The sequence below is a fragment of the Amycolatopsis albispora genome (assembly GCF_003312875.1).
Taxonomy (GTDB): domain Bacteria; phylum Actinomycetota; class Actinomycetes; order Mycobacteriales; family Pseudonocardiaceae; genus Amycolatopsis; species Amycolatopsis albispora.
In genome coordinates this window covers 3,180,696-3,205,222 of the sequence record NZ_CP015163.1, presented here as the reverse complement: position 1 = coordinate 3,205,222, position 24,527 = coordinate 3,180,696, and the positions used below count along the sequence as shown (strand labels likewise).

15 protein-coding genes and 1 pseudogene are annotated in these 24,527 nt (G+C 72.1%); 3 read left to right on the top strand and 13 right to left on the bottom strand.

Annotation, left to right across the window (positions count from 1 at the left end):
- Window positions 1–9: 9 nt before the first annotated feature.
- From A4R43_RS14880 to A4R43_RS14870, 3 genes are all read right to left on the bottom strand, one after another.
- Window positions 10–6,426 (bottom strand): type I polyketide synthase, encoded by a 6,417-nt coding sequence (locus tag A4R43_RS14880; protein WP_236809009.1) that lies wholly within the window; start codon window positions 6,424–6,426, stop codon window positions 10–12.
- A gap of 319 nt (window positions 6,427–6,745) precedes the next feature.
- Window positions 6,746–7,381, bottom strand: coding sequence for a TetR/AcrR family transcriptional regulator (locus A4R43_RS14875; protein ID WP_113692880.1), 636 nt, complete (start codon window positions 7,379–7,381; stop codon window positions 6,746–6,748).
- A 43-nt stretch (window positions 7,382–7,424) separates the two neighbouring features.
- A complete protein-coding gene (locus tag A4R43_RS14870; RefSeq protein ID WP_113692879.1) occupies window positions 7,425–7,640 on the bottom strand; it encodes a hypothetical protein in 216 nt (71 codons plus the stop codon).
- A gap of 137 nt (window positions 7,641–7,777) precedes the next feature.
- Here A4R43_RS14870 and coaE point away from each other — a divergent pair.
- Window positions 7,778–8,686, top strand: a pseudogene (gene coaE / locus A4R43_RS14865) (dephospho-CoA kinase); the annotation flags it as partial.
- Here coaE and A4R43_RS14860 read toward each other — a convergent pair.
- From A4R43_RS14860 to A4R43_RS14830, 7 genes are all read right to left on the bottom strand, one after another.
- The gene (locus A4R43_RS14860) at window positions 8,679–9,305 is read right to left on the bottom strand and encodes a response regulator (protein ID WP_113692877.1); all 627 of its coding nucleotides are present in this window, start codon (window positions 9,303–9,305) and stop codon (window positions 8,679–8,681) included. The pseudogene coaE and the gene A4R43_RS14860 overlap by 8 nt on opposite strands.
- Entirely contained in the window at window positions 9,302–10,549 is a 1,248-nt protein-coding gene (locus A4R43_RS14855; RefSeq protein ID WP_113697605.1) for a sensor histidine kinase, read from the bottom strand. The genes A4R43_RS14860 and A4R43_RS14855 overlap by 4 nt, the downstream gene beginning before the upstream one ends.
- Before the next feature lie 29 nt (window positions 10,550–10,578).
- Window positions 10,579–12,006 carry a glycosyltransferase family 39 protein gene (locus tag A4R43_RS14850; protein WP_113697604.1) on the bottom strand — a complete coding sequence of 476 codons (1,428 nt, stop codon included), beginning with the start codon at window positions 12,004–12,006 and terminating at the stop codon, window positions 10,579–10,581.
- An 85-nt stretch (window positions 12,007–12,091) separates the two neighbouring features.
- The gene (locus A4R43_RS14845) at window positions 12,092–12,835 is read right to left on the bottom strand and encodes an ABC transporter permease (protein WP_113692876.1); all 744 of its coding nucleotides are present in this window, start codon (window positions 12,833–12,835) and stop codon (window positions 12,092–12,094) included.
- Window positions 12,835–13,746, bottom strand: a complete 912-nt coding sequence (locus A4R43_RS14840; protein ID WP_113692875.1) for an ABC transporter ATP-binding protein — start codon at window positions 13,744–13,746, stop codon at window positions 12,835–12,837. Before A4R43_RS14840 ends, A4R43_RS14845 begins: the two co-directional genes overlap by 1 nt.
- 186 nt (window positions 13,747–13,932) lie before the next feature.
- Window positions 13,933–14,157 (bottom strand): endonuclease V, encoded by a 225-nt coding sequence (locus tag A4R43_RS44615; RefSeq protein WP_335645155.1) that lies wholly within the window; start codon window positions 14,155–14,157, stop codon window positions 13,933–13,935.
- 97 nt (window positions 14,158–14,254) lie between these two features.
- Window positions 14,255–14,767 carry a ribonuclease FAU-1 family protein gene (locus A4R43_RS14830; protein ID WP_113692874.1) on the bottom strand — a complete coding sequence of 171 codons (513 nt, stop codon included), beginning with the start codon at window positions 14,765–14,767 and terminating at the stop codon, window positions 14,255–14,257.
- Between the two features lie 50 nt (window positions 14,768–14,817).
- On the opposite strand from A4R43_RS14830, the gene A4R43_RS14825 reads away from it, so the two are divergent.
- Together A4R43_RS14825 and uvrB are read left to right on the top strand one after the other, a co-directional pair.
- A complete protein-coding gene (locus tag A4R43_RS14825) occupies window positions 14,818–16,035 on the top strand; it encodes a DUF5685 family protein (protein ID WP_113692873.1) in 1,218 nt (405 codons plus the stop codon).
- A gap of 55 nt (window positions 16,036–16,090) precedes the next feature.
- Window positions 16,091–18,247, top strand: a complete 2,157-nt coding sequence (gene uvrB / locus A4R43_RS14820; RefSeq protein WP_113692872.1) for an excinuclease ABC subunit UvrB — start codon at window positions 16,091–16,093, stop codon at window positions 18,245–18,247.
- A gap of 861 nt (window positions 18,248–19,108) precedes the next feature.
- Here the strand turns inward: uvrB and A4R43_RS14815 are convergent.
- The 3 genes from A4R43_RS14815 to A4R43_RS14805 all read right to left on the bottom strand — a co-directional run bounded on the left by A4R43_RS14815 (window position 19,109) and on the right by A4R43_RS14805 (window position 24,469).
- Window positions 19,109–20,485: a S28 family serine protease gene (locus A4R43_RS14815; RefSeq protein WP_113697603.1), complete on the bottom strand. Its 1,377-nt coding sequence runs from the start codon at window positions 20,483–20,485 to the stop codon at window positions 19,109–19,111.
- A gap of 103 nt (window positions 20,486–20,588) precedes the next feature.
- On the bottom strand, window positions 20,589–21,551 hold the full coding sequence (locus tag A4R43_RS14810; RefSeq protein WP_113692871.1) for an ABC transporter permease: 963 nt from the start codon (window positions 21,549–21,551) through the stop codon (window positions 20,589–20,591).
- Entirely contained in the window at window positions 21,548–24,469 is a 2,922-nt protein-coding gene (locus tag A4R43_RS14805) for an alpha/beta fold hydrolase (RefSeq protein ID WP_113692870.1), read from the bottom strand. Before A4R43_RS14805 ends, A4R43_RS14810 begins: the two co-directional genes overlap by 4 nt.
- Window positions 24,470–24,527 lie beyond the last annotated feature (58 nt).

Below are 24,527 nucleotides of genomic sequence, written 5' to 3'. Positions count from 1 at the left end.
TCACGTCGCTCACCACCCGGAGGCGCTGTAGACCACGGACCGCGCCGAATCCTCGCCCCAGGCCAGTTCCCGCAGCAGGGCGAGCGCGCCCTCTTCCTGGTCGATCAGCCCGATCCCGCGCCGCTGGTAGGAACGCATCAGCTCGGGGGAGACCATGCCGCCGTGCCTGCCGCCGGGTGCCCACGGTCCCCAGTGGACGGTCAGCGCGCGGCGCTCCGAAGTGGACCACCGGCGGCCGATGGCTTCGAGCGCGTCGTTCGCCGCCGCGTAGTCGCACTGGCCGCGGTTGCCGAGCACGGCGGCGATGCTGCCGAACAACACCGCGAACCGCGGCGCCACCGGCAGTTCGGTCCCGGCCGCCAGCAGCGCCTTCGCACCGTCCACTTTGGTGTCGAAGACCCGGCGGAAGGACTCCGGGTCCTTCTCGGCGAGCAGCTTGTCCTCGATCACGCCCGCCGCGTAGACCAGCCCGTCGAGCCTGCCGTGCTCGGTGTGGACCTCCTTGACCAGCCGGTGCACGGCTTCGGCGTCGCGGACGTCGAGCGCGTGGTAGCGGGCGGGGCTGCCCAGTTCGGCCAGTTTCGCCAGGGTGGCGGCGACTTCGCGCTGGGCGAGCAGGCGGTTGGCCTCGCGGTCGATCTCGGCCGGGGTGCGGCCCGGTGCGGCGAGCGCGCCCCGCAACTCGGCGAGTGTGACCGCGCCCGCGGTCGCCGGGTCCTCCGGCGCGGTGGGCAGCACCGTGCGGCCGACGAGCTCGATCCGGCACCGGCTTGCCGCGGCGAGCGTTTCGGCGAAGTGCGCGGTGATGCCCCGGCCACCGCCGACGAGCAGCACCACGGAGTCGGCGTCCAGCCCGAGCGCGGCGGCCTCGGCGGCACCGTCCCCGGCGGGCCCGGCGCCGGTGGAGCCGAGCAGGCCCAGCGGGGTTTCCACCAGTTCGAGCGACTGCCGCGCCTCCGCCGAGCGCAGCACCACCGGCGCGCCCTCATCGGTGAGCAGTTCGCGCAGGACCGCCTCGGCCGGGTCCTCACCGTCGATCTCGACCAGCCGGATCGTGCTCTCCGGATACTCGCGGGCCAGGGTGCGGAAGAAGCCGCGCAGGCCGTCGGTGCGCTCGGTCAGCCCGGCGGGGACTCCGGTGATCAGCGTGCCCGGCTGCCCGGCAAGTGCTTCACGGAAGGTGGCGAAGGCTTCGGGGAACAGGGGATCCACGCCGGTGAACGCATCGAGGTGAACCAGTAGGTCCACAGTGGAGTCAGCGGGTTCGGCGCCGCTCTTGGTGAGCAGTGCGGTCAGGCGGTCGGCGTGGGCGCCACCGCCGAGGACACGAAAGGACCGGCCCGCCAGCCTTTCCGGGGCCGCCGGGGTGCCGTTCAGTGCGGCGGGCACGAGTTCGAACCGCTTGGGCGCGACGCCGCCTTCGGGTTCCGGTTCGGGTGTCGATTCCGTGGCGGGGGTGCTGTTCCCGGACAGCTTGGCTTCGAGCAGTCCGGCGATGGCGGCCGCCGTCCGCGCCTTGGACAGCTCCTCCAGTTCCTCGTCGGATCCGGAGTTCAGGCCGAGGCGCACCGCCAGTTCACCGGCGATCTCGGCCCGCTTGATCGAGTCCACGCTCAGATCGGCTTCCAGGTCCAGCTCCGGCTCGATCATGTCGGCCGGGTAACCAGTGCGGTCGCCGATGATCTCGACGACGGCCCGCATCACGTCCACCTCACCGGCGGGCGCGGGTTCGGGTGCGGCCTGGACCTGGGGAACGGCGGCGACCTGAACCGGTTCCGGGACCGGGAGCACCGGCGCGGGCAGGGCGGGCACGCCCTGCTGCGTGCCGAGGTACCCGAGCAGCACGTCACGCTGCGCCGCGACCATTTCGCGGCTGCTGCGCAGGAATTCGGCGATGAGCGCGTCCGGTCCGGTCACTGACGTCTCCTTGCTGGTTAGCTGGACTCGGGTGGCGGGCCGCAGGGCGCCCGCCGGGATGCTGCCGTCGGCGGTCCGCACCAGCTGCCCGTCGACCGTCCACCCAGGACGCTTCACGGGCGGCTCGGTCACCGCTTCACGGCCGTCGAACAGGTGGCTCGCGGTGACGTCCGCCCCGGCGAGCGCGAGCTTGGCCAGTGCTTCGAGGAAGCCTCGCAACCCGCCGTCGCAGGTTACCGTCTGATGTGGACGGTCGCCGAGCACGGCCGCGGTCAGCTTGGTGAGCACCGAGCCGGGCCCCGCTTCGACGAAGATCCTGGCGCCCGCCGCGTACATCGCCTCGATCTGCTCGGCGAACCGCACCGGCGCGCCGATCTGCGCGGCCAGTTCGGCGCGGATCGCGTCCGGCCGCGCCGGGTACTCGCTCGCCGTGCGGTTCGACCACACCGGCCGGGTGGGCGCGCCGATCTGGTGCTGCGCCAGTACTTCGGCGAACCGGCTTTCCGCGCCGGCCACCACCGGGCTGTGGAAGGCACACGCGACCGGGATGCGCTTCGCGCTGAACCCGGCCTCGCGCAGGATCGTGATGGCTTTGCCCACTTCGGCCGTCGGCCCGGAAATGACCGTCTGCGCCGGGGAATTCCGGTTCGCGGTGACCACCGTGCCGAGCCCGGCGAGCGCGGCGTCGACCTCGTCGGCACCGGCGGACACGGCCGCCATCGTGCCGGGATCGTCCCCGGCCGCGGCCAGGATCGACTCGGCGCGGGCGGCGGACAGCTCCAGCAGGGTCGCCGGATCGATGGCGCCCGCGACGCTGAGCGCGACCAGCTCGCCGTAGCTGTGCCCGGCGGTCATCGCGGGCCGGACGCCCGCCTGGGCCAGCAGCTCGGCGACCGCGAGCCCGGCGATGCCCAGCACGGGCTGCGCGACCCGGGTGTCGGTGATCGCGGCCTTGCGGGCGGCGGCCGCGTCGCGGTCGAAGTCCGCGGGCGGGAACAACTCCCGCAGCCACCGCTCGCCGAGACGGAGGTACCGGTGCAGTTCCGGGAAGTGGACGAAGAGTTCGGCGAGCATGCCGGGCTTCTGGCTGCCCTGCCCGGGGAACAGGAACGCCACCTCCCCGGTGACCGGCGGTTCGGGCGCGGGCTCGCTCAGCCGCGAGATCAGCTCACCGACGCTGCTCGCGACCACGGCGATCCGGACCGGCCCGGGGCGCGTGTCCGACCGGCGCGCCGCGACGAGCGCGAGGTCCCGCAGCCGCCAGCGCCCGGACCGCGCCTGCTCCAGCAGCTTTTCCGCGTCGGCGGGATCGCGGAACAGGAACAGCTCGGCCGGCCAGGCGTCCAGGGTGTGCCGTGGCGGCGGGCCGTCGTGGTGCGCGGTCAGCACCGCGTGGAAGTTGGTGCCACCGAAGCCGAACGCGCTGACCCCGGCGATCCGCTCGGATGAGGCCCACGGGCTCGGCGAAGCGTGGAACTCGAACGGGCTGGTTTCCGCCTGCCACGCCGCGTTCGGCTTGGTCACGTGCAGCGTCGGCGGCTTGACCCCGGTGTGCAGCGCCAGTGCCGCCTTGATCAGCCCGGCCAGCCCCGCCGCGCACTTGGTGTGCCCGATCTGCGACTTCACCGAGCCGAGCGCGCAGCTCGACGGCTCGGCGCCCGCCTCGGTGAACACGCTGGTCAGCGTGGTCAGCTCGGTGCGGTCACCGACCACGGTCCCGGTGCCGTGTGCCTCGACCAGCCCGACCGCCGCCGGGGAGATGCCCGCCGAGGTGTACGCGCGCTCCAGCGCCGCGCGCTGGCCCTCCGGCCGGGGCGCGGTCAGCCCGAGCGACCGCCCGTCGCTGGCGCTGCCCACCCCCTTGACCACGGCGTAGATCCGGTCGCCGTCACGTTCCGCATCGGACAGTCGCTTGAGGACCAGGCAGGCCACGCCCTCACCGAGCGCGATGCCGTCGGCGGAGTCGTCGAAGGTGCGGGACCGGCCGGTCGGCGAGAGCGCGTGCACCGAGGAGAACAGCACGTAGTCGTTGATCCCGTTGTGCAGGTCGGCGCCACCGCACAGCACCACGTCGCTGGTGCCCGCGACCAGTTCCTTGCACGCCACGTCGAGCGCGGCGAGGGAGGAGGCGCACGCGGCGTCGACGGTGTAGTTCGCGCCGCCGAGGTCGAGCCGGTTCGCGATGCGACCGGCGATCACGTTCGCCAGCATGCCGGGGAAGGAGTCCTCGGTCAGCTCCGGCAGCTGACCGGCCAGCGCGGGCGGCACCTGGTCCACATAGGACGGCAGGACCGCGCCGAGGGTGGCCGCGTTGGACAGGTCGCTGCCCGCCTCGGCGCCGAAGACCACCGAGGTGCGGGTGCGGTCGAACGAGCCGAGCGCGGCGTCGTCCAGCGCGCGCCGCGCGGCTTCCAGCGCGAGCAGCTGCACCGGCTCGATGCTGCCCAGCGACGCGGGCGGAATGCCGTACCGCAGCGGGTCGAACGGGATCTCGGGCAGGAAACCGCCCCATTTGGACTTGCTGGCGCCGGATTCGTAGTGCACCGCGGGATCCCAGCGGTGCGGCGGCACCTCGGTGACCGAGTCGGTGCCGCTCAGCACGTTCGCCCAGAACTCGGCGAGATCGGCGGCACCGGGGAACATGCCCGCCATGCCGACGATCGCCACGTCCAGCGGCTTGGCCGCGGGCTTCGGGGCGTCCTCACCACGCAACCGCCCCGCGCTCTCGGCCAGGAAGTCCGCCGCGCCCGAACTCACGGACTCGTGCAGTCGCGCGAGCGTGGTCACCGACGACCGGAGCACCGCGACTTCACCGGCCATGAACATGCCCTCGGCGAGCTGGCGGTCTTCGCCGACCTCGCGCAGCTCGGCGCCGACGCGCTCGATGCCCTTGCTGGCCAGGCGGAGCCTGCCGACGTTGAGCTGCTCCAGCTCGGCCCACGCCTGCTTGTCCGGCACGCCTTCGGCACGCAGCCGGTCGCGGATGCCGGTGAAGTCCTCGGTGAACGGGCTGCGCACGCAGCGCGTGGCGTGGCCCGGCGCGGTTTCCAGCAGCGCGGTGCCGGTCGCGGCGACCACCTCGCGCTGGAACGCGGGCAGGATCGCGCCGTGGCCGACGGCCTCCTCGGTGAACAGGTACGCGGTGCCCATCAGCACGCCGAACTTCGCGCCGCGGGCGGTCAGCGGCGCGGCCATCGCGGCCACCATCGCCGCCGAGCGCTCGTCGTGGATGCCGCCGGCGAAGTAGACCTCGACGCCGTCCAGGTCACCGGCCTCCAGCAGGGTGTCCAACTGCGCCTCCCACAGCGGGAAGCTGGTGCGCGGCCCCACGTGACCACCGCATTCGGAGCCCTCGAAGACGAACCGGCGCGCGCCCGAGCGCAGGAACTGGGCCAGCAGGCCGGGGGAGGGCACGTGCAGGTAGGTGCGGATGCCGTCGGCCTCCAGCGCGCTCGCCTGCGCGGGACGGCCACCGGCCACGATCGCGTGTGTCGGCCGCAGCTCACGCACGGCTTCGAGCTGCGCGGAGCGCGTCTCCTCCGGCGCGAATCCGAGCACGCCGACGCCCCACGGCCGGTCGCCGATCGCGGCCTTGGTCTGTTCCAGCAGTTCGCGGGTTTGGTCGCGGCCGGACAGCGCGAGCGCGACGAACGGCAGTGCGCCGGCTTCGGCGACGGAAACGGCAAAACCGGCGCGATCGCTCACCCGGGTCATCGGTCCCTGCGCGATCGGCAATTTCGCGTCGTACTCGACTTTTACACTTTTCACGGCTTCGCGAATTCCGCGAATCGCGGCGCGTGTGGTGCCCCAGCGATCCGCGAACTTTTTCGCCAGAAATCCGTCCTGGCCGATTTCCAGGGTGTGCCCACCGCGGTTGAGCACGCGGCGGCCGTCGGCCACGGTGGTCTCCGAACCGTCCATTCCCCGCACCGCCGCGGCGATTCCGGCGGGCAATCCGGTTTCGGGCAGCAGGGCGAGCTGGGAATCGAGCACCACCCCGGCCGCGCCACCCACCATCGCCGCGACCGCGGTGCGCGGGCCGATGCCACCGCAGGCCCACACCGGCAGGTCCGTCGCCGCGACCAGCCGCTGCAGCAGGACGAAGGTGCTCAGTTCGCCGACCGGGCCACCGCATTCGTGGCCGCGGGCGATCAGCCCGTGTGCCCCGGCCGCGATCGCCCGCTCGGCCTCACCGAGGCTGGTCACCTCGGCCAGTACCTGGAGACCACTGGGGATTTCCCCCATCTCCCAAGGCGAATCCGCGCCGATCACCACCGTGCGGGCCCGCTCGGGCAGATCTGCCGGCCGCAGGCCGCACCCGGCGACCGGGCGCACGCCGAACTCGCGCGAGGTCCATTCGGCCACGCGGTCGAGTTCTTCGCGGGCCCGCGCCCCGAGTTCCAGCACGCCGAGCGCGCCTGCCTGGCACGCCGCGGCGACGAGCCGGGCGCCGGAAAAGCCGCGGGGGCCCAGTGCGAGGACGAGGCCGGCCGCCGATCGGGTATTCACCGAATTCACCGTAAATTCCTCAGTGTTCGCCAGTGCTTGGGGGGTGACCTGCTGGACGTGACCCGCTGTGCCGGTCCGTGCCGATTTTCCGCCGAAAGCATCACTCGTGAGTGGCGGCGATGAACTCAAAAGTGTGATGCCGGGTCAATTTAGGTTGGCCTTGGCCACCGCGTCAACGGTGCTGACCTGCGGGTCAAGCGGCAGCCAAGCGGCGGCCAAGTGCTCGGCAAGCCACTCAGGAAAGCTGCCCCGGAAAAGCTGGATATTCCGCGTGTAACCAGCACGTCAACAATTCATGAATCCGGGTCGGGTGAATCGCCTACACCGAGAACCGGGCGTCCAGCCCGGCGGTGATGGCCTGGACGCCTTCGCGGTAGACCTGCTCGCGCGCGGCCTCGTCCTGGCCGACGAACCAGCCGGGCAGCGGGCTGCGCGCGGCATTGGTCAGCTCCACGCTGATCAGCCCGTGCATGGTCGTCCACAGCAGATAGGAGTACCGCCGGGCGTCCTCATCGGAGGCACCCGGCGGGCTGGCGCGGTCAACCACGTGGGTGAACCCGGAACGCAGCACGCTCAGCCGCAGCGCCGGATCCGGGTCGAAGTCGGCCACCGGGCGCTCGAACATGAACGCGTACCTGGCCGGGTTCTCCAGCGCGAACCGCCGGTACGCCAGCGCGAGGTCGAGCAGGTCCCGCGCGCGGTCACCCGAGCGCGGCGGCAGCGCGGCGAAGGCGGCGTCCAGCTGCTCGAAGGCCCGTTCGTAGAGCGCGTCCAGCACTCCCGCGCGCCCGCCGAAGCGGCTGTACACGCCGATCGTGGAGGAGCCGGCGGCTTCGGCGAGGTTGCGCACGGTGAGCCCGCCGACGCCCTGCTCGGCCAGCACGCGGACGGCGGCGCGCAGGAAGCGCTCCCTGGTCTCGGCGGCCGACCGCGCCGCGCTCTCCCGTGCCGCCATGGTCGTCCCCGTTTCCTCGGCTCCGCCGCGGAAACATACTTCATCAAGTAGTGGCCGGTGCCCACATGCGATCGATGGTCGCGGCGGCGCGCGCCCGGCGCTTCAGGCCGGCGAAGCTGTGCTTGGCGGGCACGAGCAGCGCGGTCAGCCAGGTGCGGCGGTACTCCACCAGTGCCTCGGCCACCTGCCGATGCCGGACGCAATGCACCAGGCCCGGGGTGCCGAGCCGGTGCCTTCCGGCGTGCTTGCTCGCGGGCATCTTCCCTCCGTCGATCGATCACCGGCACCGTACGCAACGTGGCCGCGAATCCGGCGTAGTCGCGCGGCGTGTCACCCAAATCGGTTCGGTAACGACCACTCACGGTGGTACCGCGAGCGAGCTGGTTGAATGCGGCCATGCTGCGTGTGGGGCTGACCGGCGGGATCGGGGCGGGCAAGTCGACGGTGGCGACCCGGCTCGCCGAGCACGGGGCGCTGGTCATCGACGCCGACCGCATCGCGCGCGAGGTGGTGGAGCCGGGGACCGACGGCCTGGCCGAGGTGGTCGCCGCGTTCGGCGAGGACGTGCTGACCGACGACGGCTCGCTCAACCGCCCGGCGCTGGCCGCCAAGGCCTTCGCCGACGACGAGTCGCGGCGCAAGCTCAACGCGATCGTGCACCCGAGGGTGGGCGCGCGCACCGCCGAGCTGATGGGCCAGGCCGCCGCCGACGGCATCGTGGTGCACGACGTGCCGCTGCTGGTGGAGAACGGCCTCGCCGCGCACTACCACCTGGTGCTGGTGGTCGACGCGGACCCGGAGGTGCGGGTGCGGCGGCTGGTCGAGTCGCGCGGCATGGCCGAGGCCGACGCGCGCGCCAGGATCGCCGCACAGGCCAGCCCCGAGCAGCGCCGCCTGGTCGCCGACGTGTGGCTGGACAACGGCGGCGCGCCGGACATCGTGCTGTCCGAAGTGGATGCGCTGTGGGCCGACCGGATCGTGCCGTACGAGGCGAACGTCCGGCTGCGGCGGGTGCGCCCGCTGCCCTCGCTCAAGCCGGTGCCCCACGACGACACCTGGCCGGTGCAGGCCGAGCGGGTGATCGCGCGGGTGCGCGCGGCCGTCGGGCCCAAGGGCGAGAACATCGAGCACATCGGGCCGACCGCCGAACCGGGCACCGAGGCACCCGACGTGATCGACCTGCGGCTCACCGCGAACGCCGACGTCACCGAGGAACTGGCCGCCGCCGGGTTCCCGCGCGACCCCGAGGACCCGCCCGGCCTGCACCGCGGTGCCGACCCGGGGCGCCCGGTCACCATCAGCGTGGTGTGAGCAGCCCGCGTTCGTAGGCCACCGCCACCGCCGCGGCCCGGTCCTTCACCCCGAGCTTCGCGTAGGCGTGCAGCAGGTGCGTCTTGACCGTGGCCTCGCTGATGAACAGCTTCGCCGCGGCCTCCTTGTTCGTCGAACCGCGGGCGACCAGCCCGAGCACCTCCAGTTCGCGCCCGCTCAGCGGCTCCCTGGCCGGCGCGCGCAGCTGCGCCATCATCCGGCTGGCCACCGCCGGGGACAGCACCGACTCGCCGCGCGCGGCCGCCCGCACCCCGCGGAACAGGTCCTCCTTCGGCGAGTCCTTGAGCAGGTAACCGGTGGCCCCGGCTTCGATCGCGGGCAGCACGTCGGAGTCGGTGTCGTAGGTGGTCAGCACCAGCACCTTGGCCGGGTTGCCGCGCCTGGCCAGCTCGGTGATCGCGGCGGTCCCGTCCAGGCCGGGCATGCGCAGGTCCATCAGCACCACGTCGGGCCGCAGCCGCTCGGCCAGCTCGACCGCCTCCGCGCCGTCGGCGGCCTCGCCGAGCACCTCGAACCCGTGCTCCGGGGTGAAGATGCCGCGCAGGCCGTCGCGGACCACCGGGTGGTCGTCGGTGATGAGCAGGGTGATCATCGGTCCTCCACCGCGGTGATGGCGGGCAGGTTCACCGAGATCGCGGTGCCCGCGCCCGGTTCGGACTCCACGTGCAGCGAACCGGCCAGCCGTTCGGCGCGCTGCCGCATCCCGCTCAGCCCGTAGCCGTCCGGCCGCGGCCCGGCCGGGTCGAAGCCGCGCCCGTCGTCGCGCAGGTCCAGCGTCACCTGATCCTCCATGTAGGACAGCGTCAGCCCGGCGCGGCCCGCGGCGGCGTGCTTGTCCACATTGGTCAGCGCCTCCTGGGTGATCCGCAGCAGGGTGGCCTCCACCTCGGGGTGCAGCGGGCGGACCGTGCCGGTGGTGGTGAACTCGATCGGCACGCCGGTGCGGTCGGACCACCGCCCGGCCACCCCGCGCAGCGCGTCGGGCAGCTGCGCGGCGTCCAGCGCCTCCGGCCGCAGGGCGTGCACCGCGCGCCGCGCCTCGGCGAGGTTCTCCCTGGCCAGCGCGGTGGCCAGGTCGAGGTGGCGGTCGCGGTCGGCAGGCTCGTTCCGCGCGGCCTCGAGCTGGGTGATGATGCCGGTGAAGCCCTGGGCCAGGGTGTCGTGGATCTCGCGGCTGAGCCGCTGCCGCTCGTCGAGCACCCCGGCCTCGCGTGCCTGCGCGAGCAGCTGCCGGTGCAGCCCGGCGTTCTCGGTCATCGCGGCTTCCAGCTTCTCCAGCGTTTCGCGGCGCTTGGCGCTCTGCTCCATCAGCTTGTCGCCCATCAGCGAGCCACCGGCGATGGCCAGCGTCTGCACCAGCACCACCGGGATGAACACCTCGGGCGACTCGCTCAGCGCCTCCCTCGGCCCGCCCCCGGCCAGGCTGTTGATCAGCACCGAGGTGGTGAGCAGGCCGAGCAGCATCAGCCAGACCGGGCGCAGGCGCAGCGCGTGGAAGAAGCCGACGATCAGGAACAGCAGGTACAGCGTCTCCCTGGCCATCAGCACGCTCGCCAGCGCCAGCAGCCCGGCCAGCGAGAGCAGCGGCCACCACTGGTTGTCCGGCACGCGCAGCCGGGGCAGCGTGTCGGTCAGCGCGACCCAGCACAGCGCCACGCCCGCGAGCACCAGCGTCGTGCGCTGGTGCCCGGCGGGCTGGCTGGACGAGATCGGCTGGATCGCCACGCACAGGCCGAGCATGAGGTAGGGGAACCACAGCTCGACCCGCCGCGCCCACGGTGCCCACTGCGCCGGGGTGTCGTCGGACAACCCGGTCCAGCTCGGCCGCTCCTGCATCGTCCGCACCACGGCATTATCCGCCACGATCACAGCCGCAGGTCCCGGAACGACGGCCACAGCTGCGGCAGCGGCGCCGACGGCCCGGTGGCCAGCCAGATCGGCACGCCCTGGGTGAACATCGGGGCGGGCAGTCCGGTGTCCACCACGCCCACCTGGTCCACCCGCGCGAAGTGCGCCCGCAGCACCGGGCTGTCCGCGCCGACGTAGAGCACGGTGTCCGCCGAAGCCGGGAGAGTGGCCAGCGTCCAGTACCCGCGGTTGCCGCTGTACGGCTCGGGCAGGCCGCGTTCCGGGCCGTAGTGGTCCAGCGCGGAGGCCTGCCAGTACACCTGCGTGACGATCGCCGTCCGCGCCCGCTGCTCCGGGGGCAGCGAACGATGGACCGCGGCCACCGCGTCGGCGAACTCCGGCCAGCCGCGTTCGGCCGAAGTGAACAGCGGCCGCGGCAGGCCGGGGTTGGCGTCGAGCACGTGCGCGGGCAGCACCGGCAGGGTCAGCGGGACGGCGATCACCGCGCTGAGCGCGTACACCGGCCAGGTCGCCAGCCACCGCCACCACCGCCGCGCCCGCCCGGCCTCGAGGTGGACCGCGGCGACCGCCCAGCACAGCGGGAACAGGCCGGCCACGTAGTAGAAGCGACCGCCCGCCACCGCGAACAACACGGTCAGCGCCAGCAAGGTCCAGCCGAGGAAGCGCAGCGACGGGGTGCGCAGCAGTCGCCACAGTCCGTAAAGGACGAGCACCACACCGACCACCAGCCCGGCCGAAGCCAGTGCCAGCACGGGGTAGGCGAGCGCGGCGGCCACCTTGTCCGGGTTCTCGTCGCCGATCGCCTCGCCCATTTCCAGCTGCGGCCAGCCGTTCGCCGCCTGCCACAGCACGGTCGGCACCGCGGCCAGCACCGCGACACCCGCGCCCAGCCACAGCTTCGGCCTGGTCAGCAGCTCACGCGGGCCGAGCCAGGCCGCGAACAGCAGCGCCACCACCCAGAACGCCGGGATCAGGAACTTGACGTTCAGCGCCAGCCCGGTGACCACGCCCGCCCAGAGCAGCAGCCCGTCGGACCGCGTGCGCAGCCACCGGACGAGCAGCCACAGCACCACCGTCCACAGGAAAGGGTCCATTGTGGACGTGGCGAGGTAGTGGCCGCTGCCGAGGAACTGCATGCTGACCGCGAACGCGCCCGCCGCCAGCACCTGCGCCCGCGTGCCACCGCCGAGCTCTCGGGCGATCAGCGCGGTGAGCACGGCCGACGCCACCACCGCCAGCACCGCGGGCAGCCGCAGCGCCCACACCGAACCGGGCGCGAGCAGGTCCATCAGGTGCGCGAGCAACGGCAGCGCGGGCGGCTGGTCGGCGTAGCCCCAGTCGAGGTGCCTGCCCGCGGCCAGGAAGTACAGCTCGTCGCCGAAGTACCCGTAGCGGCCGTTGACCAGCAGCAACACCGCCGCCATCGCGCCGGCCACGGCGAACACCGGCCCCTTGGCGAGCGGGCGGACCGCCTCGTCCGCCCGCGCCTCCAACGTGGTCGTCACCGGCTCACTCCCAGCGGAAGAACCGGGCGGCGAGCCCACCGCAGACCAGCGCGACCACCACCAGCGCCGCGAGCTGCAGCAGCTCCGGGCTGCCCCCGGACCAGGTCTCGCGCATGCCGTTCAGCGTCGCGCCCAGCGGCAGCACGTCGGCCACCGGCTGCAGGAAGGACGGCAGGTCCTCCTTGCGCACCCACACCCCGCCGAGCGCCAGCATCGGGAAGAACACCGCGGCACCGACGCCGCCCGCGGTCCGCCCGGTCGGGACCAGCGCCGCGATCAGCAGGCCCACCGAGAACAACGCACCCGTGCCGAGCACCGCCACCAACAGGAAGCCGCCGAGATTGGCGGGCAGCGCCATGCTCAGCACCGCCGCGCCGAAGCCGACGATGAGCAGCACCACCACCAGCGCCGCGGCCAGGTTCACCACGAGTTGCGCGGTGAGCAGCCGGACCGGCGGCACCGGGCTGGCCGACAACCGCCGCAACACGCCCTTCTCCCGGTAGGTCGCCATCGCCGTCGGGAACATCGTCAGCGCCAGCATGGCCAGCAGGACCGCCACCGACAGCGGCGCGATGAAGGTATCCAGCGGAACCTTGCCGCCGAAGTCCTCCGACGGCTGCCGGGCGCCCGGCACCAAGCCGAACACCACCAGCAGCGCGACCGGCACGCCGAGCACCACGATCGCCGCGCCGGGGTCGCGCAGGAACAGCTTCGCCTCGACCGCGGTCAGTTTCCCCAGTGCGCGCATCACGCGTCCTCCAGCTTCCGGCCGGTCAGCGCCACGAAGGCGTCGTCCAAAGTGGTCTGTTCCACGCGCAGCTCACCGGCGATGATCTGCCGCCGCGCGAGCACCGAGCTGACCGCGTGCAGCAGGTTCCCGGTGCCGGTGACCACCACCACACCGCCCTGCCGGTCGACCCGGCGCACCTCGGGCAGCGCGGTGAACGCCTCGTCCTCGATCGCCGCCGACGGGCGGAACCGGATGCGCTGCTCGTCGTCCACCCCGGCGACCAGGCCGGCCGGCGTGTCGATGGCCACCACGCGGCCGGAGTCGATCACCGCGATCCGGTCGCAGAGCCGCTCGGCCTCCTCCATGAAGTGGGTGACCAGCACGATGGTCACGCCGCCGGCGCGGATGTCCTCGATCAGCTGCCAGGTGTCGCGGCGGGCCTGCGGGTCCAGCCCGGTGGTCAGCTCGTCGAGCACGGCCACCTCGGGGCTGCCGATCAGCGCCAGCGCGATGGACAGCCGCTGCTTCTGCCCGCCGGAGAGCTTCTTGTAGGCGGTGTCCCGCTTGTCCGTGAGCCCCAGGTCGGCCAGCAGCCGGTCCGGATCGGCGGGGTTGCGGTAGAAGGAGGCGTAGAGGTCCAGTGCCTCCCGCACCTTCAGCTTCTCGGGCAGTTCGCTTTCCTGGAGCTGCACACCGAGCCGCTGGCGCAGCTCGGCGGTGTCCCGCCGCGGGTCGAGCCCGAGCACCGAGATGGTGCCCTCGTCGGGCTGGCGCAGCCCTTCCAGGCATTCGACCGTGGTGGTCTTGCCCGCCCCGTTCGGCCCCAGGATGCCGAAGATCTCCCCGCGTTCGACGGTGAACGAAACCCCGTCCACCGCCCGTTTTTCCCCGTAGCGCTTGTGCAGCCCGGATACCTCGATGATCGGCATCGGCGCGTCCCCTTTCCCTGTGTGCCACCAGAGTGGCGGGGGAGCGGGGGTTTCCGGATCGCCTCGGCGGCCAGAACAACGGTCCACCGGCGGGTGCCGCGCATCCACCGATCGGTGGACCGGCGGCTCAGCCCCGGGACAGGCGGTCGGCGATGCGCGTGGTCTCCGGCAGGCGGAAGCGCGGGGTCAGGCGGAGCAGTGCGCGGCCGACCACCTCACCGCTGTCATACAGCGGCGACCACGCGCCGCGCTCGGGTCCGGGCGGTTCGTGACCGCCGAGCTTTTCAGCGCGCCGAGCAGCGGGGGCAACTCGCGGAAGGCGAACAACCCTGGTACGTAAGGGAAATCGACTTCACCCTCGACCACTGCCTGGTCCACGACGGCCAGCGTGTCCAGGTCCAGCCCGGTCACCGCGGCCACGTCCAGCCCGGCGGCGCCTCCCGGAGCACCGAGGGCGCGAGCCGTTCCTGCACCGCCACCGCGTCCTCCACAGTGGACGGCCAGCCGGTCACTTCCGCAGCCACGTCAGGTGTTCACCGCCGGAGCCGAGCCAGTCGCGCAGCCGGTAACCGTGCGCGGCGAGGCCTTCGACGGTGGCGTACGTGGTTTCGAGCGCACGCTGCGCGGCCTTCTCGGTGACCAGCCCGGCGACGGTGGCTTCGAGCAGCTCGTCGGTGTCGATCACCTCGAGGCCATCGCCGTCGCGCAGCACGATGTCCACGTAGAGATCGGTCGCCCGCCAGATCCGCCCGTCCGTCTCCACCTCCACCACGTCGAGGTAGAAGTCCTGGTCGCGCTCGTGGCCGGGGCTGAACCAGAAGTCGGTGATCCGCAACCCGCGCGCGGGCAGCAGCCACGACTCGAGGTAGTGGAACTGCGCGCGGCCGGGCGCGTGACGCGCCATGTACAGCCCGTAGGACTCGACCTGGAAGCGTTCGACCTCCCGCACGATGCCCTTGTTGTCGGTGTTTTCGGCGTTGTCCGGGTCGAAGGTCTCCACTTTGGGCGGATGTGCGCTCATCGGCCCATCTTCCCGGTTAGGGTCTGGCCGGGAAGATCGAGGGGAAGCACATGTTCGGCATCATCCGGCCCTGCCGCCACCGCCTGTCCGAAAGCCTGCACGCCGACTGGCTGGCGCACCTGTGCGGCCTCTGCCTGGCGCTGCGTGACGAGCACGGGCAGCTGGCGCGCGTGGTCACCAACTACGACGGCCTGGTCATCTCGGCGCTGGTGGAGGCGCAGTCACCGAGGCCGGACGGCCGCCGCGACGCCGGGCCGTGCCCGTTGCGCGCGATGCGCCCGACGTCGGTGGCGCGCGGGTCCGGGGCACAGCTGGCGGCCGCGGTTTCGCTGGTGCTGGCGTCGGCGAAGGTCAGCGACCACGTCGAGGACGGCGACGGCGCGTTCGGCCGCAAGGCGGTGGCGGGCGCGGCCCGCCGGGTGGCGTCGCGCTGGGCCGAGCAGGGCAGCCGCACCGGCTCGCGGATCGGCTTCGACACCGCCGTGCTCACCGAGGCGGTGGACCGGCAGGGCGAGGTCGAGCGCGCGGTCCGCCTCGGCGACCCGGTCCTGCTGGCCACCGAGCCGACCGAGGAGGCCACCGCGGCCGCGTTCGCGCAGACCGCGGTGCTGGCCGGGCGGCCGGGCAACGTGGCGCCGCTGACCGAGGTCGGTAGGCTGTTCGGCCGGGCGGCGCACCTGCTCGACGCGGTCGAGGACCTGGCGGAGGACACCGAGACCGGCGCGTGGAACCCGCTGCTGGCCACCGGCGCGACCGTGGCCGAGGTGCGCCGCCACTGCGACGACGCCGTGCTCGGCGTGCGGCTGGCGATGCGGGAGGCGAGCTTCGAAAACGGCAAGCTGGTGCACGCGCTGCTGGTGCACGAGCTGGAGCAGGCGGTCCGCCGGACCTTCGGGCACCTGGAGATCGAAGCGCACCACCCCGGCGGGCAGTCGCCGTACGGGCACCCCGGGCACTACGGACCGTACGGGCAGCCGGGGCCGCCACCCGGCCCGCCGGGGGCGACCGGTCCCGGCGGCAAGCCGCCCAAGAAGAACAAGAAGCGCGGCCCCGGCCCGCACGACGGCGACGGTGGCTGCTGCTGGGTGCCGAAGTTCCGGGTGCCGCCGCGCAGGCGGAACGCGGTGCTGGGCTGCCTGGTCGCCTTCTACCAGTGCTGCAGCTGCCAGAACTGCTGCCGCGACCCGTACCCGGGGCCGTGGAGCGGCAAGCCGCACGACGCCTGGTGCGACAGCTGTGACTGCTGCGACTGCGGGTGCGACTGCTGAGTCCGGCCCGACCTGCGGATCTGAAACTGTCGGTGGGTGCGCCTACCCTGGACCCGTGGCTTTCGCAACCGAACACCCCGTGCTGGCGCAGTCCGAGTTCCGCCCCGTCTCCGAGGTCCCCCGGGCCGACGGGCGGTTCAAGGTGGTCAGCGACTACGCGCCCGCCGGCGACCAGCCCGCGGCGATCGACGAGCTGGAGCGGCGGATCAAGGCCGGTGAGAAGGACGTCGTGCTGCTCGGTGCCACCGGTACCGGCAAGTCGGCGACCACCGCCTGGCTGATCGAGCGGGTCCAGCGGCCCACGCTGGTGATGGCGCCGAACAAGACGCTGGCCGCCCAGCTGGCGAACGAGCTGCGCGACTTCTTCCCGCACAACGCGGTCGAGTACTTCGTCAGCTACTACGACTACTACCAGCCCGAGGCGTACATCGCGCAGACGGACACCTACATCGAGAAGGACTCGTCGATCAACGACGACGTCGAACGGCTGCGCCACTCGGCCACGATGAACCTGCTCTCGCGGCGTGACGTGATCGTGGTCGCCAGCGTGTCCTGCATCTACGGCCTGGGCACGCCGCAGTCCTATCTCGACCGGTCCACGAAGCTGGCCGTCGGCGCCGAGGTCGAGCGGGACACCCTGCTCCGCGCGCTGGTCGACGTGCAGTACACGCGCAACGACATCGCGTTCGCGCGGGGCACCTTCCGGGTGCGCGGGGACACCGTGGAGATCATCCCGGCGTACGAGGAGCTGGCCATCCGGGTCGAGTTCTTCGGCGACGAGATCGACAAGCTGTACTACCTGCACCCGCTGACCGGCGAGATCGTGCAGGAGCTGGACGAGGTGCGCATCTTCCCGGCCACCCACTACGTGGCCGGGCCGGAGCGCATGGAGAAGGCGATCCAGGGCATCGAGGCCGAGCTGGAGGAGCGGCTGGCCGAGCTGGAGAAGCAGGGCAAGCTGCTGGAGGCGCAGCGGCTGCGCATGCGGACCAGCTACGACATCGAGATGATGCGCCAGGTCGGGTTCTGCTCGGGCATCGAGAACTACTCGCGGCACATCGACGGCCGCCCGGCCGGGTCCGCCCCGGCCACCCTGATCGACTACTTCCCGGACGACTTCCTGCTGGTCATCGACGAGTCGCACGTCACGGTGCCGCAGATCGGCGGCATGTTCGAGGGCGACATGTCCCGCAAGCGGAACCTGGTGGAGTTCGGCTTCCGGCTGCCCAGTGCCACCGACAACCGGCCGCTGACCTGGGAGGAGTTCTCCGACCGGATCGGCCAGACGGTGTACCTGTCGGCGACGCCGGGGCCGTACGAGATGGGGCAGACCGGTGGTGAGTTCGTCGAGCAGGTGATCCGGCCGACCGGGCTGATCGATCCCGAGGTGGTGGTCAAGCCGACCGAGGGGCAGATCGACGACCTGGTGCACGAGATCCGCGAGCGGGCCGAGAAGGACGAGCGGGTGCTGGTCACCACGCTGACCAAGAAGATGGCCGAGGACCTCACCGACTACCTGCTCGAGCTGGGCATCCGGGTGCGGTACCTGCATTCCGAAGTGGACACCCTGCGGCGGGTGGAGCTGCTGCGGCAGCTGCGTTCCGGTGACTTCGACGTGCTGGTCGGCATCAACCTGCTGCGGGAGGGGCTGGACCTGCCCGAGGTTTCGCTGGTGGCCATCCTGGACGCGGACAAGGAAGGCTTCCTGCGCAGTGGGACGTCGCTGATCCAGACCATCGGGCGGGCCGCGCGGAACGTGTCGGGTCAGGTGCACATGTACGCGGACAAGATCACCGACTCGATGCAGCACGCGATCGACGAAACGAACCGCCGCCGGGCGAAGCAGATCGCCTACAACACCGAGCGCGGGGTGGACCCGCAGCCGCTGCGGAAGAAGATCGCCGACATCCTGGACCGGGTGTACTCGGAAGCCGAGGATTCGGAGGAGGTCGCCGTCGGTGGTTCGGGGCGCAACGCCTCGCGAGGCAAAAAGCCGGAACAGGGCGGCGGGGGCCGCAGCTCGGGTGTGCTGGTGGACAAGGACGTGGCGGGCATGCCACGCGCGGAGCTGGCGGACCTCATCCAGTCGATGACCGACCAAATGATGCAGGCCGCGCGGGACCTGCAGTTCGAACTGGCCGCGCGCCTGCGAGACGAGGTCGCCGACCTGAAGAAGGAACTACGAGGCATGGACGCCGCCGGCATCAAGTAACCCCGGCAGGCGCTTTCGGGCGGGCCCATCCGGAGGGCCTGTCTGGGCGCGTCCACGGTCCGGCCTGATGGAGCCGCCCGTGCACGAACCTTACGGCTCGGTGCGATGGGCTTACCTGGACCGCGCCCGCCGCGGCTTGGTGCGATGGGCCCGTCTGGGCAGCGCGTCCCGCGGCCCGGTGCGATGGGCCGGTCTGGGCAGCGCGTCCCGCGGCTCGGTGCGATGGGCGTGCCGGGCAACGCACCCTGCGGCTTGGGTTCGATGGATCCGTCCGGCAGTGCACCCCGGTTCGCTGCCCGGGCAGCGCGTCCCGCAGCCGGGGTTGTGCCGGGCGGTTGGGTGTCCGTTGCTCCGCCGGGCCACGGGGGCCGGTGCATCCGATGGTGCCCTTGCCTGAGGACGCGGCGGTTCGCGGCCCGCTGCAGGGCCTGGCGGTTGGCGAACTTGGCCTGTGCGCCGCCCCGATCAGCTGATCTCGGCGGGTCCACCCCGGTTTTTCATGGTGACGACGGCGAAGAACTCGTTGTCAAGGCTGGAAAGAGTACCTTGACAACGAGTTCTTCGCCGTGTCTTTGGCTGTGGACCGGGGCGGGGAAGGGGGACTGTGGCTGGCCCCGCCTTGGCAGCGCCCGCTCGCCACAGCTTCGAATGTCGCTTCGCGCCAAGGGGACCGGGCGCAGCATGAACACGAATGTGGCTTTCGGGGCGAAATCCGCCCCGAAAGCCACATTCGTGTCCCGGCTGCGGCGGCCCGGCTCGAGTTGGGCAGCGGCTGCGCTATGAATGTGGCTTTCATTGCGCCAAACGCTATGAAAGCCACATTCATAGCGTCGGAGGTGTCCGGTGCGCGCCCGGCGAGAGTCAGAGGCGTGGTCGGGTTTCGAGTAGGGGGTCGGCGTCCAGTGACGGGGGAGCCAACCGTGCGGCGGGGGCCTCGACCCCGGCCCACCGCCGGACCGTGGCCGTGGCGGCGGCCGCCTCCGAAGGTGGGAGTTGCGCGATCTTCGCACCGTGATTGCCCCCGGGCACCACATAGCGGTACGAGTCCCGCGAACCGAAGCCCAGCCGGAAAGGCTCGGCGCTCCAAGGGTCGTTCTCCCCATCGACGAAGAGCAGCTGCGAACCGCGCGTGCGCACCCAAAGGTCCACATCCGGCATCGCCAGGTGGTCGAACCGCGGCAACCGCACCGAATCCGGCACATACGTCGCCGCCACGTTCGAGCCCGGGTAGCGCAGCAGGTCAGCCAGGTGCCGCTCGTACGAAGCGGGCATGCCCAGCTGCACCGCCGCCTGGTAGTAGTACGGCACATACCGCGCCAGCTCCTGGTCCGCGTAGGTGTTCAGGCTCTCCACCTTCACGTAGAACTCGAAGATCTCCGCCGTGGACGCCGACGGCCCCGGCACCGAAGCGCAGTCCGACTGCTTCTGGTACTGCCAGAACGTGAAATACGAATCGATGATCGCGATCTCCATCGCCCTGTCCTGCGAGCCGACGATGTCGAAGGTGTAGCCCTTCTCGGCCGCCTCCGCCGAAGCCAGCGCGCCCAGCTCGTCCCGGCGTTTCAGCGACTCGCGCTGGTTGGCGCGCAACGCTTCCCGGCACGCCGGGTCATCGCCCACAGTGGACAGGAACCGGTCGTAGACATCATGCCGGTCGATGACGTCGTTCGGCGCGACGTAGGCGACGGTGCCCTGGACGTCCGACGGGTAGAACCGCCGGAAGTACGTCGCGGTCATGCCGCCCTTGCTCCCGCCGGTGGCCAGCCAGCGGGCCCCGTACATCCCCTTGAACGCCACCGCCACCCGGTGCTGGTCGGTCGCCGCCTGCCAGATGGTCAGCTGCCTGTCCCAGTCCGGCGGTTCCGGCCGCGACGGCGTGAAGTACCGGTACTCCATGGACAGCTGGTTCCCGTCCACCAGCTGCGTGGGCTCCGACCGGTTCGGGTTCTCCGAGACGTTGTACCCGCTCGTGTACATCACCATCGGCGCGCGCACGTCCCGGTGCAGCAGCGTCAGCCGCTGCTCGAACGTGCCCGCGCCGGGCTGCCGGTGGTCGGCGGGCTGGGTGAAGGTCAGCTTGAAGAACCGGAACCCCTCGGGCGCGGGCGCCTCGGCGACCACCGTCAGCCCCGGGATCCGCCGCAAAGCGTCGGCGATGTCCTCAGCCGCCCGCGCGGGAGGTGCGGCGACCACCACAGCCATCAGCAACGCCGCCACCGCGGCCCCGAACCTGCGCATCGCCGAATCTTCACAGAACCGGGCCGCGGTGGGCAATCGGCTGTCCGGATGCGAAAGCCCCGGCCGTCCAGCGCGGACGACCGGGGCTTCGTGCACGACCACCTCAGCTGGTGATGTCCTTCGTGGCGAACCGGCGCGCCGCCAGCAGGCCGAACACCGTGCCGAACAACACCGAGGACAACGCCCCGCTGGCCATGTTCGACCAGTCGATGTCCGTGGAGATCAGGTCGATCCACGCGAACGAGTAGTGCGTCGGCAGGTAGTTCCGCAGGTCCTCGAGCGCGGTGATCTGGTCGAGGATCTGCGACACGATCGCCACCAGCACCGCGCCGCCGACCGCGCCCAGCGGCGCGTCGGTGAGCACGCTGAGCAGCAGCGCCAGCCCGGCCACCCAGGCCAGCTGGATCACGATGTAGACGATCGCCATGCCCAGCGCGAGCAGGCTGTCGGCGAAGGTGACCGCGTCGCCGGTCGGGCTGATCGCGTCACCCGCCCCGTACCAGACCACGCCGACCAGCAACGACACCAGCGGCAGCAGCACCAGCGCGATCGCCGAGAGCAGTGCCGAGACGATCGCCTTCTGCCGCAGCACCCGGTGCCGCGGCACCGGGATGGCGAGCAGGTACTTCAGGCTCGACCAGGACGCCTCGCTGGCGATGGTGTCGCCGAAGAACAACGCCACGATCATCGGCAGCAGGAACGTGCCCGAGACGAACAACGCCAGCACCACGAAGTTCGGCGCGCTCGCGGTGGCCAGGTCGACGAACCCGCCCGAGCGCCGGTTCGGGTTCGCCTCGCCGATCTCGAAGGCGATCACCAGGATGAACGGCAGCAGCGCGACCAGGCCGAGCACCAGCTGCGTGCGCCGCCGCTTGAGCTGGCGCCGCAGTTCCACGCCGAGCCGCAGGGTGCGCCCGGCGCGGTAACCCGCGACGGCACCGTCCGCGCCCACCTCGGTGGGTTCGGCGCTGGCCGCGTCGGACAGCTCCTGCAGCGCGGCCGGATCGGTGTGCACGCCGTGGTCGACCGCGTCATTGGCCTCGGCCAGTTTCTCCGCCTTGCTCATGCGTTCGCCTCCTCTCCGACCAGTTGCAGGAACGCGTCTTCCAGCCGCCGCCGCGGCCCGGCCTGCTCGACCGCGATGCCCGCCTTGACCAGCACGGCCACCGCGTCGGCCCGCTCCATGCCGCCGAGGTCGGCGTGCACCAGCCTGCCTTCGATGTCCACATCGGACACTCCGGCCTCGCGCAGCGTCTCGGCGGCCGCGTCCGGGCGGTCCACCCGGAAGGTCGCCTCGCCGCCGGCCGCCACGATGTCGTTGACCTCACCCGCGGCGACCAGCCTGCCGCGGTGCATCACCACCACGTGGGTGCAGGTCTGCTCCACCTCGGCGAGCAGGTGGCTGGACACCACCACGGTGCGGCCGGTCGCGGCGTACCGCTGCAGCACCTCGCGCATCTGGTGGATCTGTGGCGGGTCGAGCCCGTTGGCGGGTTCGTCGAGCACGAGCAGCTCCGGCAGGCCGAGCATGGCCTGGGCGATCGCCAGCCGCTGCCGCATGCCCTGGCTGTAGGTGCGGACCTTGCGGTGCACCGCGTCGCCGAGGCCGGCGATCTCCAGCGCCTCGGTGAAGTGCGCCTTGTCCGCGGGCCGCCCGGTGGCGTCCCAGTACAGCCGCAGGTTGTCCTGGCCGGACAGGTGCGGCAGGAAGCCGGACCCCTCCACGAACGAACCGATCCGCGACAGCACCGGCGCCCCGGAGGTGACCGTGTGCCCGAACACGCGGATGGTTCCGGAACTCGGCGAGATCAGGCCCATCAGCATGCGCAGCGTGGTGGTCTTCCCGGCGCCGTTCGGCCCGAGCAGGCCCAGCACCTGGCCGGGTTCCACGCGGAAGGACAGGTCCTTCACCGCGGTGAGCCCGCCCGGGTACGACTTCGTCAGGTTCTCGATCACCAGCGGGGTGTCCGCCAGGTCCTCGTCGAGCACGTGTGACCGCTTGCGCCGGATGCCCGCGATCACGGCCACCACCAGCGCGGCGATCAGCGTGCCCGCGATGCCCAGCACCTGCCCGACCGGCCAGCCCGCGCTGACCGCCGTGCCCGGCACCACCGGCACCTCGAGCGCGCTGCCCTCGGCGAGCGAAACCCGGTAGGTGGCCGGCTGCACCGGCGTGGCGTAGGCCTGGTCGGTCGTGCTGACCACGAGCACCAGCGAGTGCCCGGACTCGACCGGCCGCACGATCGGCGGCAGCGTCACGGTGACCTCGGTGGCCGAGCCGTCCGCGGGCAGCGCCGGGATGCGGATCGGCGCGACCGCGTTGCCCGGCAGCGTGCGCGTGCCGTCCTGGCTGGCGTCGTACAGCTTCGCGAACAGCACCGCGCCCTCCGGCGGGACCGGGCCGTTGGCCGCGACCCGCAGCCGGACCGTCGACGAGCCGGTGACCAGCACCTGCGAGTCGACCGGTGCGGAGGCGAAGCGCGCCGACTGACCAGGCGGTTCGACCGAGAACAGCCCGGCCAGGCGCGACGAGCTGGCCGCGACACCGTTGAGCCCCGGGATGCCGCTGACCGCCGCCGGATTGCCGCCCGGCGGGTTCACGATCGGCTGTTCCTGTCCCAGCAGCGGGATCTGCCTGCGTTCCGCGGGCGGGGCGCCGATGCCGGGGTAGGCGGCGGCCTCGACCGTGCGGACCGACGGCGCGCCGTCCGCGCGCAGCGCGCCCTGGACGTCGTAGGTGAAGCCGGTGCCGGGGTCGCTGCCCTCACCCTTGAGGTGGAAGGCCATCCAGTCGGCGATCTGCGCCCGCAGCTTCGGGCCGGGGCGGCCGCCGTCGTGCCCGCCCGCGTACCAGATCGACTTGACCTTGCCGCCCGCCGCGGCGATCTGCCGCGCGGTGGCGTCGGACTGGTCCAGCCCGAACAACGTGTCGCGCTCGCCCTGCACCAGCAGCGTGGGAGCGGTGATGTTCGAGGTCACCGACACCGGGGACACGCGGTGCAGCAGCTCGAGCGTCTCCGGCCCGGCCTTGCCGGTCGCGGCGACGTCGGCGTAGGCACGGCAGACGGCTTCGGTGAACCGGCCGCACGGGTTGCCCGCGCCGGGCGGGCCGCCGGGGCCGCCCTGACCGGCCTGGCCGCCGGGCTGACCGGCGCCCGCCACGGCACCGGCCGCCGCCGCGCTGTCCTGGCCACCGCCCATGCCGCCGCCGGGCGCGTCGTCGTCCTGTTCCTGACCGGCCTCGGGTGCCTCGTTGCCCGGTTCACCCGAGCTGGCCCCGCCGGAACCGGCCGAGAAGAAAATGCCTGCCCAGGAGCGCTTGAACACCCCGTCCGGGGCGAAGGCGTTCTCCGCCGGCGTGCCGGCCGCCGAGGTGGCCGGCGTCGCCGAGTTCGGGATCAGGCCCTGGCCGAGGTCGTTGTAGGTGATCACCGGCGCGATGCTGTCCACGCGCTTGTCGATCCCGGCGAGCAGCAGCGAGAGCGCGCCGCCGTAGGACCCGCCGGTGACGCCGACGCGGGGGTCGCCGGGACCGTCGGTCCGCACCTCCGGCCGCTGGGCCAGGTTGTCGAGCAGGCGCTGCGCGTCGGCGACTTCGTAGTCCGGGTCGTTCAGCGCGATCTGCCCGGTGCTGCGGCCGAAACCACGCGCCGACCAGGCCAGCACGACAAAACCGCGTTCGGCCATCTCGCGGGCGTCGGCGTCCACGCTGTTCTTGCTGCCGCCGAAACCGTGTGGCATCAGCACAGCGGGCGCGGGGGTCACCTCGGGGAGGTACAGGGTGGTGTCCAGGCGCACACGATCGGGCGAACCGGGCGCCGCGGCGACCTCGACGGTGGCATCTTCGGTGCGGACCGGGGAGGCCTCTTCACCGGTCTGCGACCAGACGAGCACACCGGCCGCGGCGATCACGGCGACCAGCGCCAGCGCGATCACCCGCCGTCGCCGGGGCGGCGTATCTCGGAGTAGTGGAATTCGGGGCACAGGGTGACCGTATGGGACGTTTGCTGAGAGTGTCCTGTGGGTATCTGGTTGCTCGGAC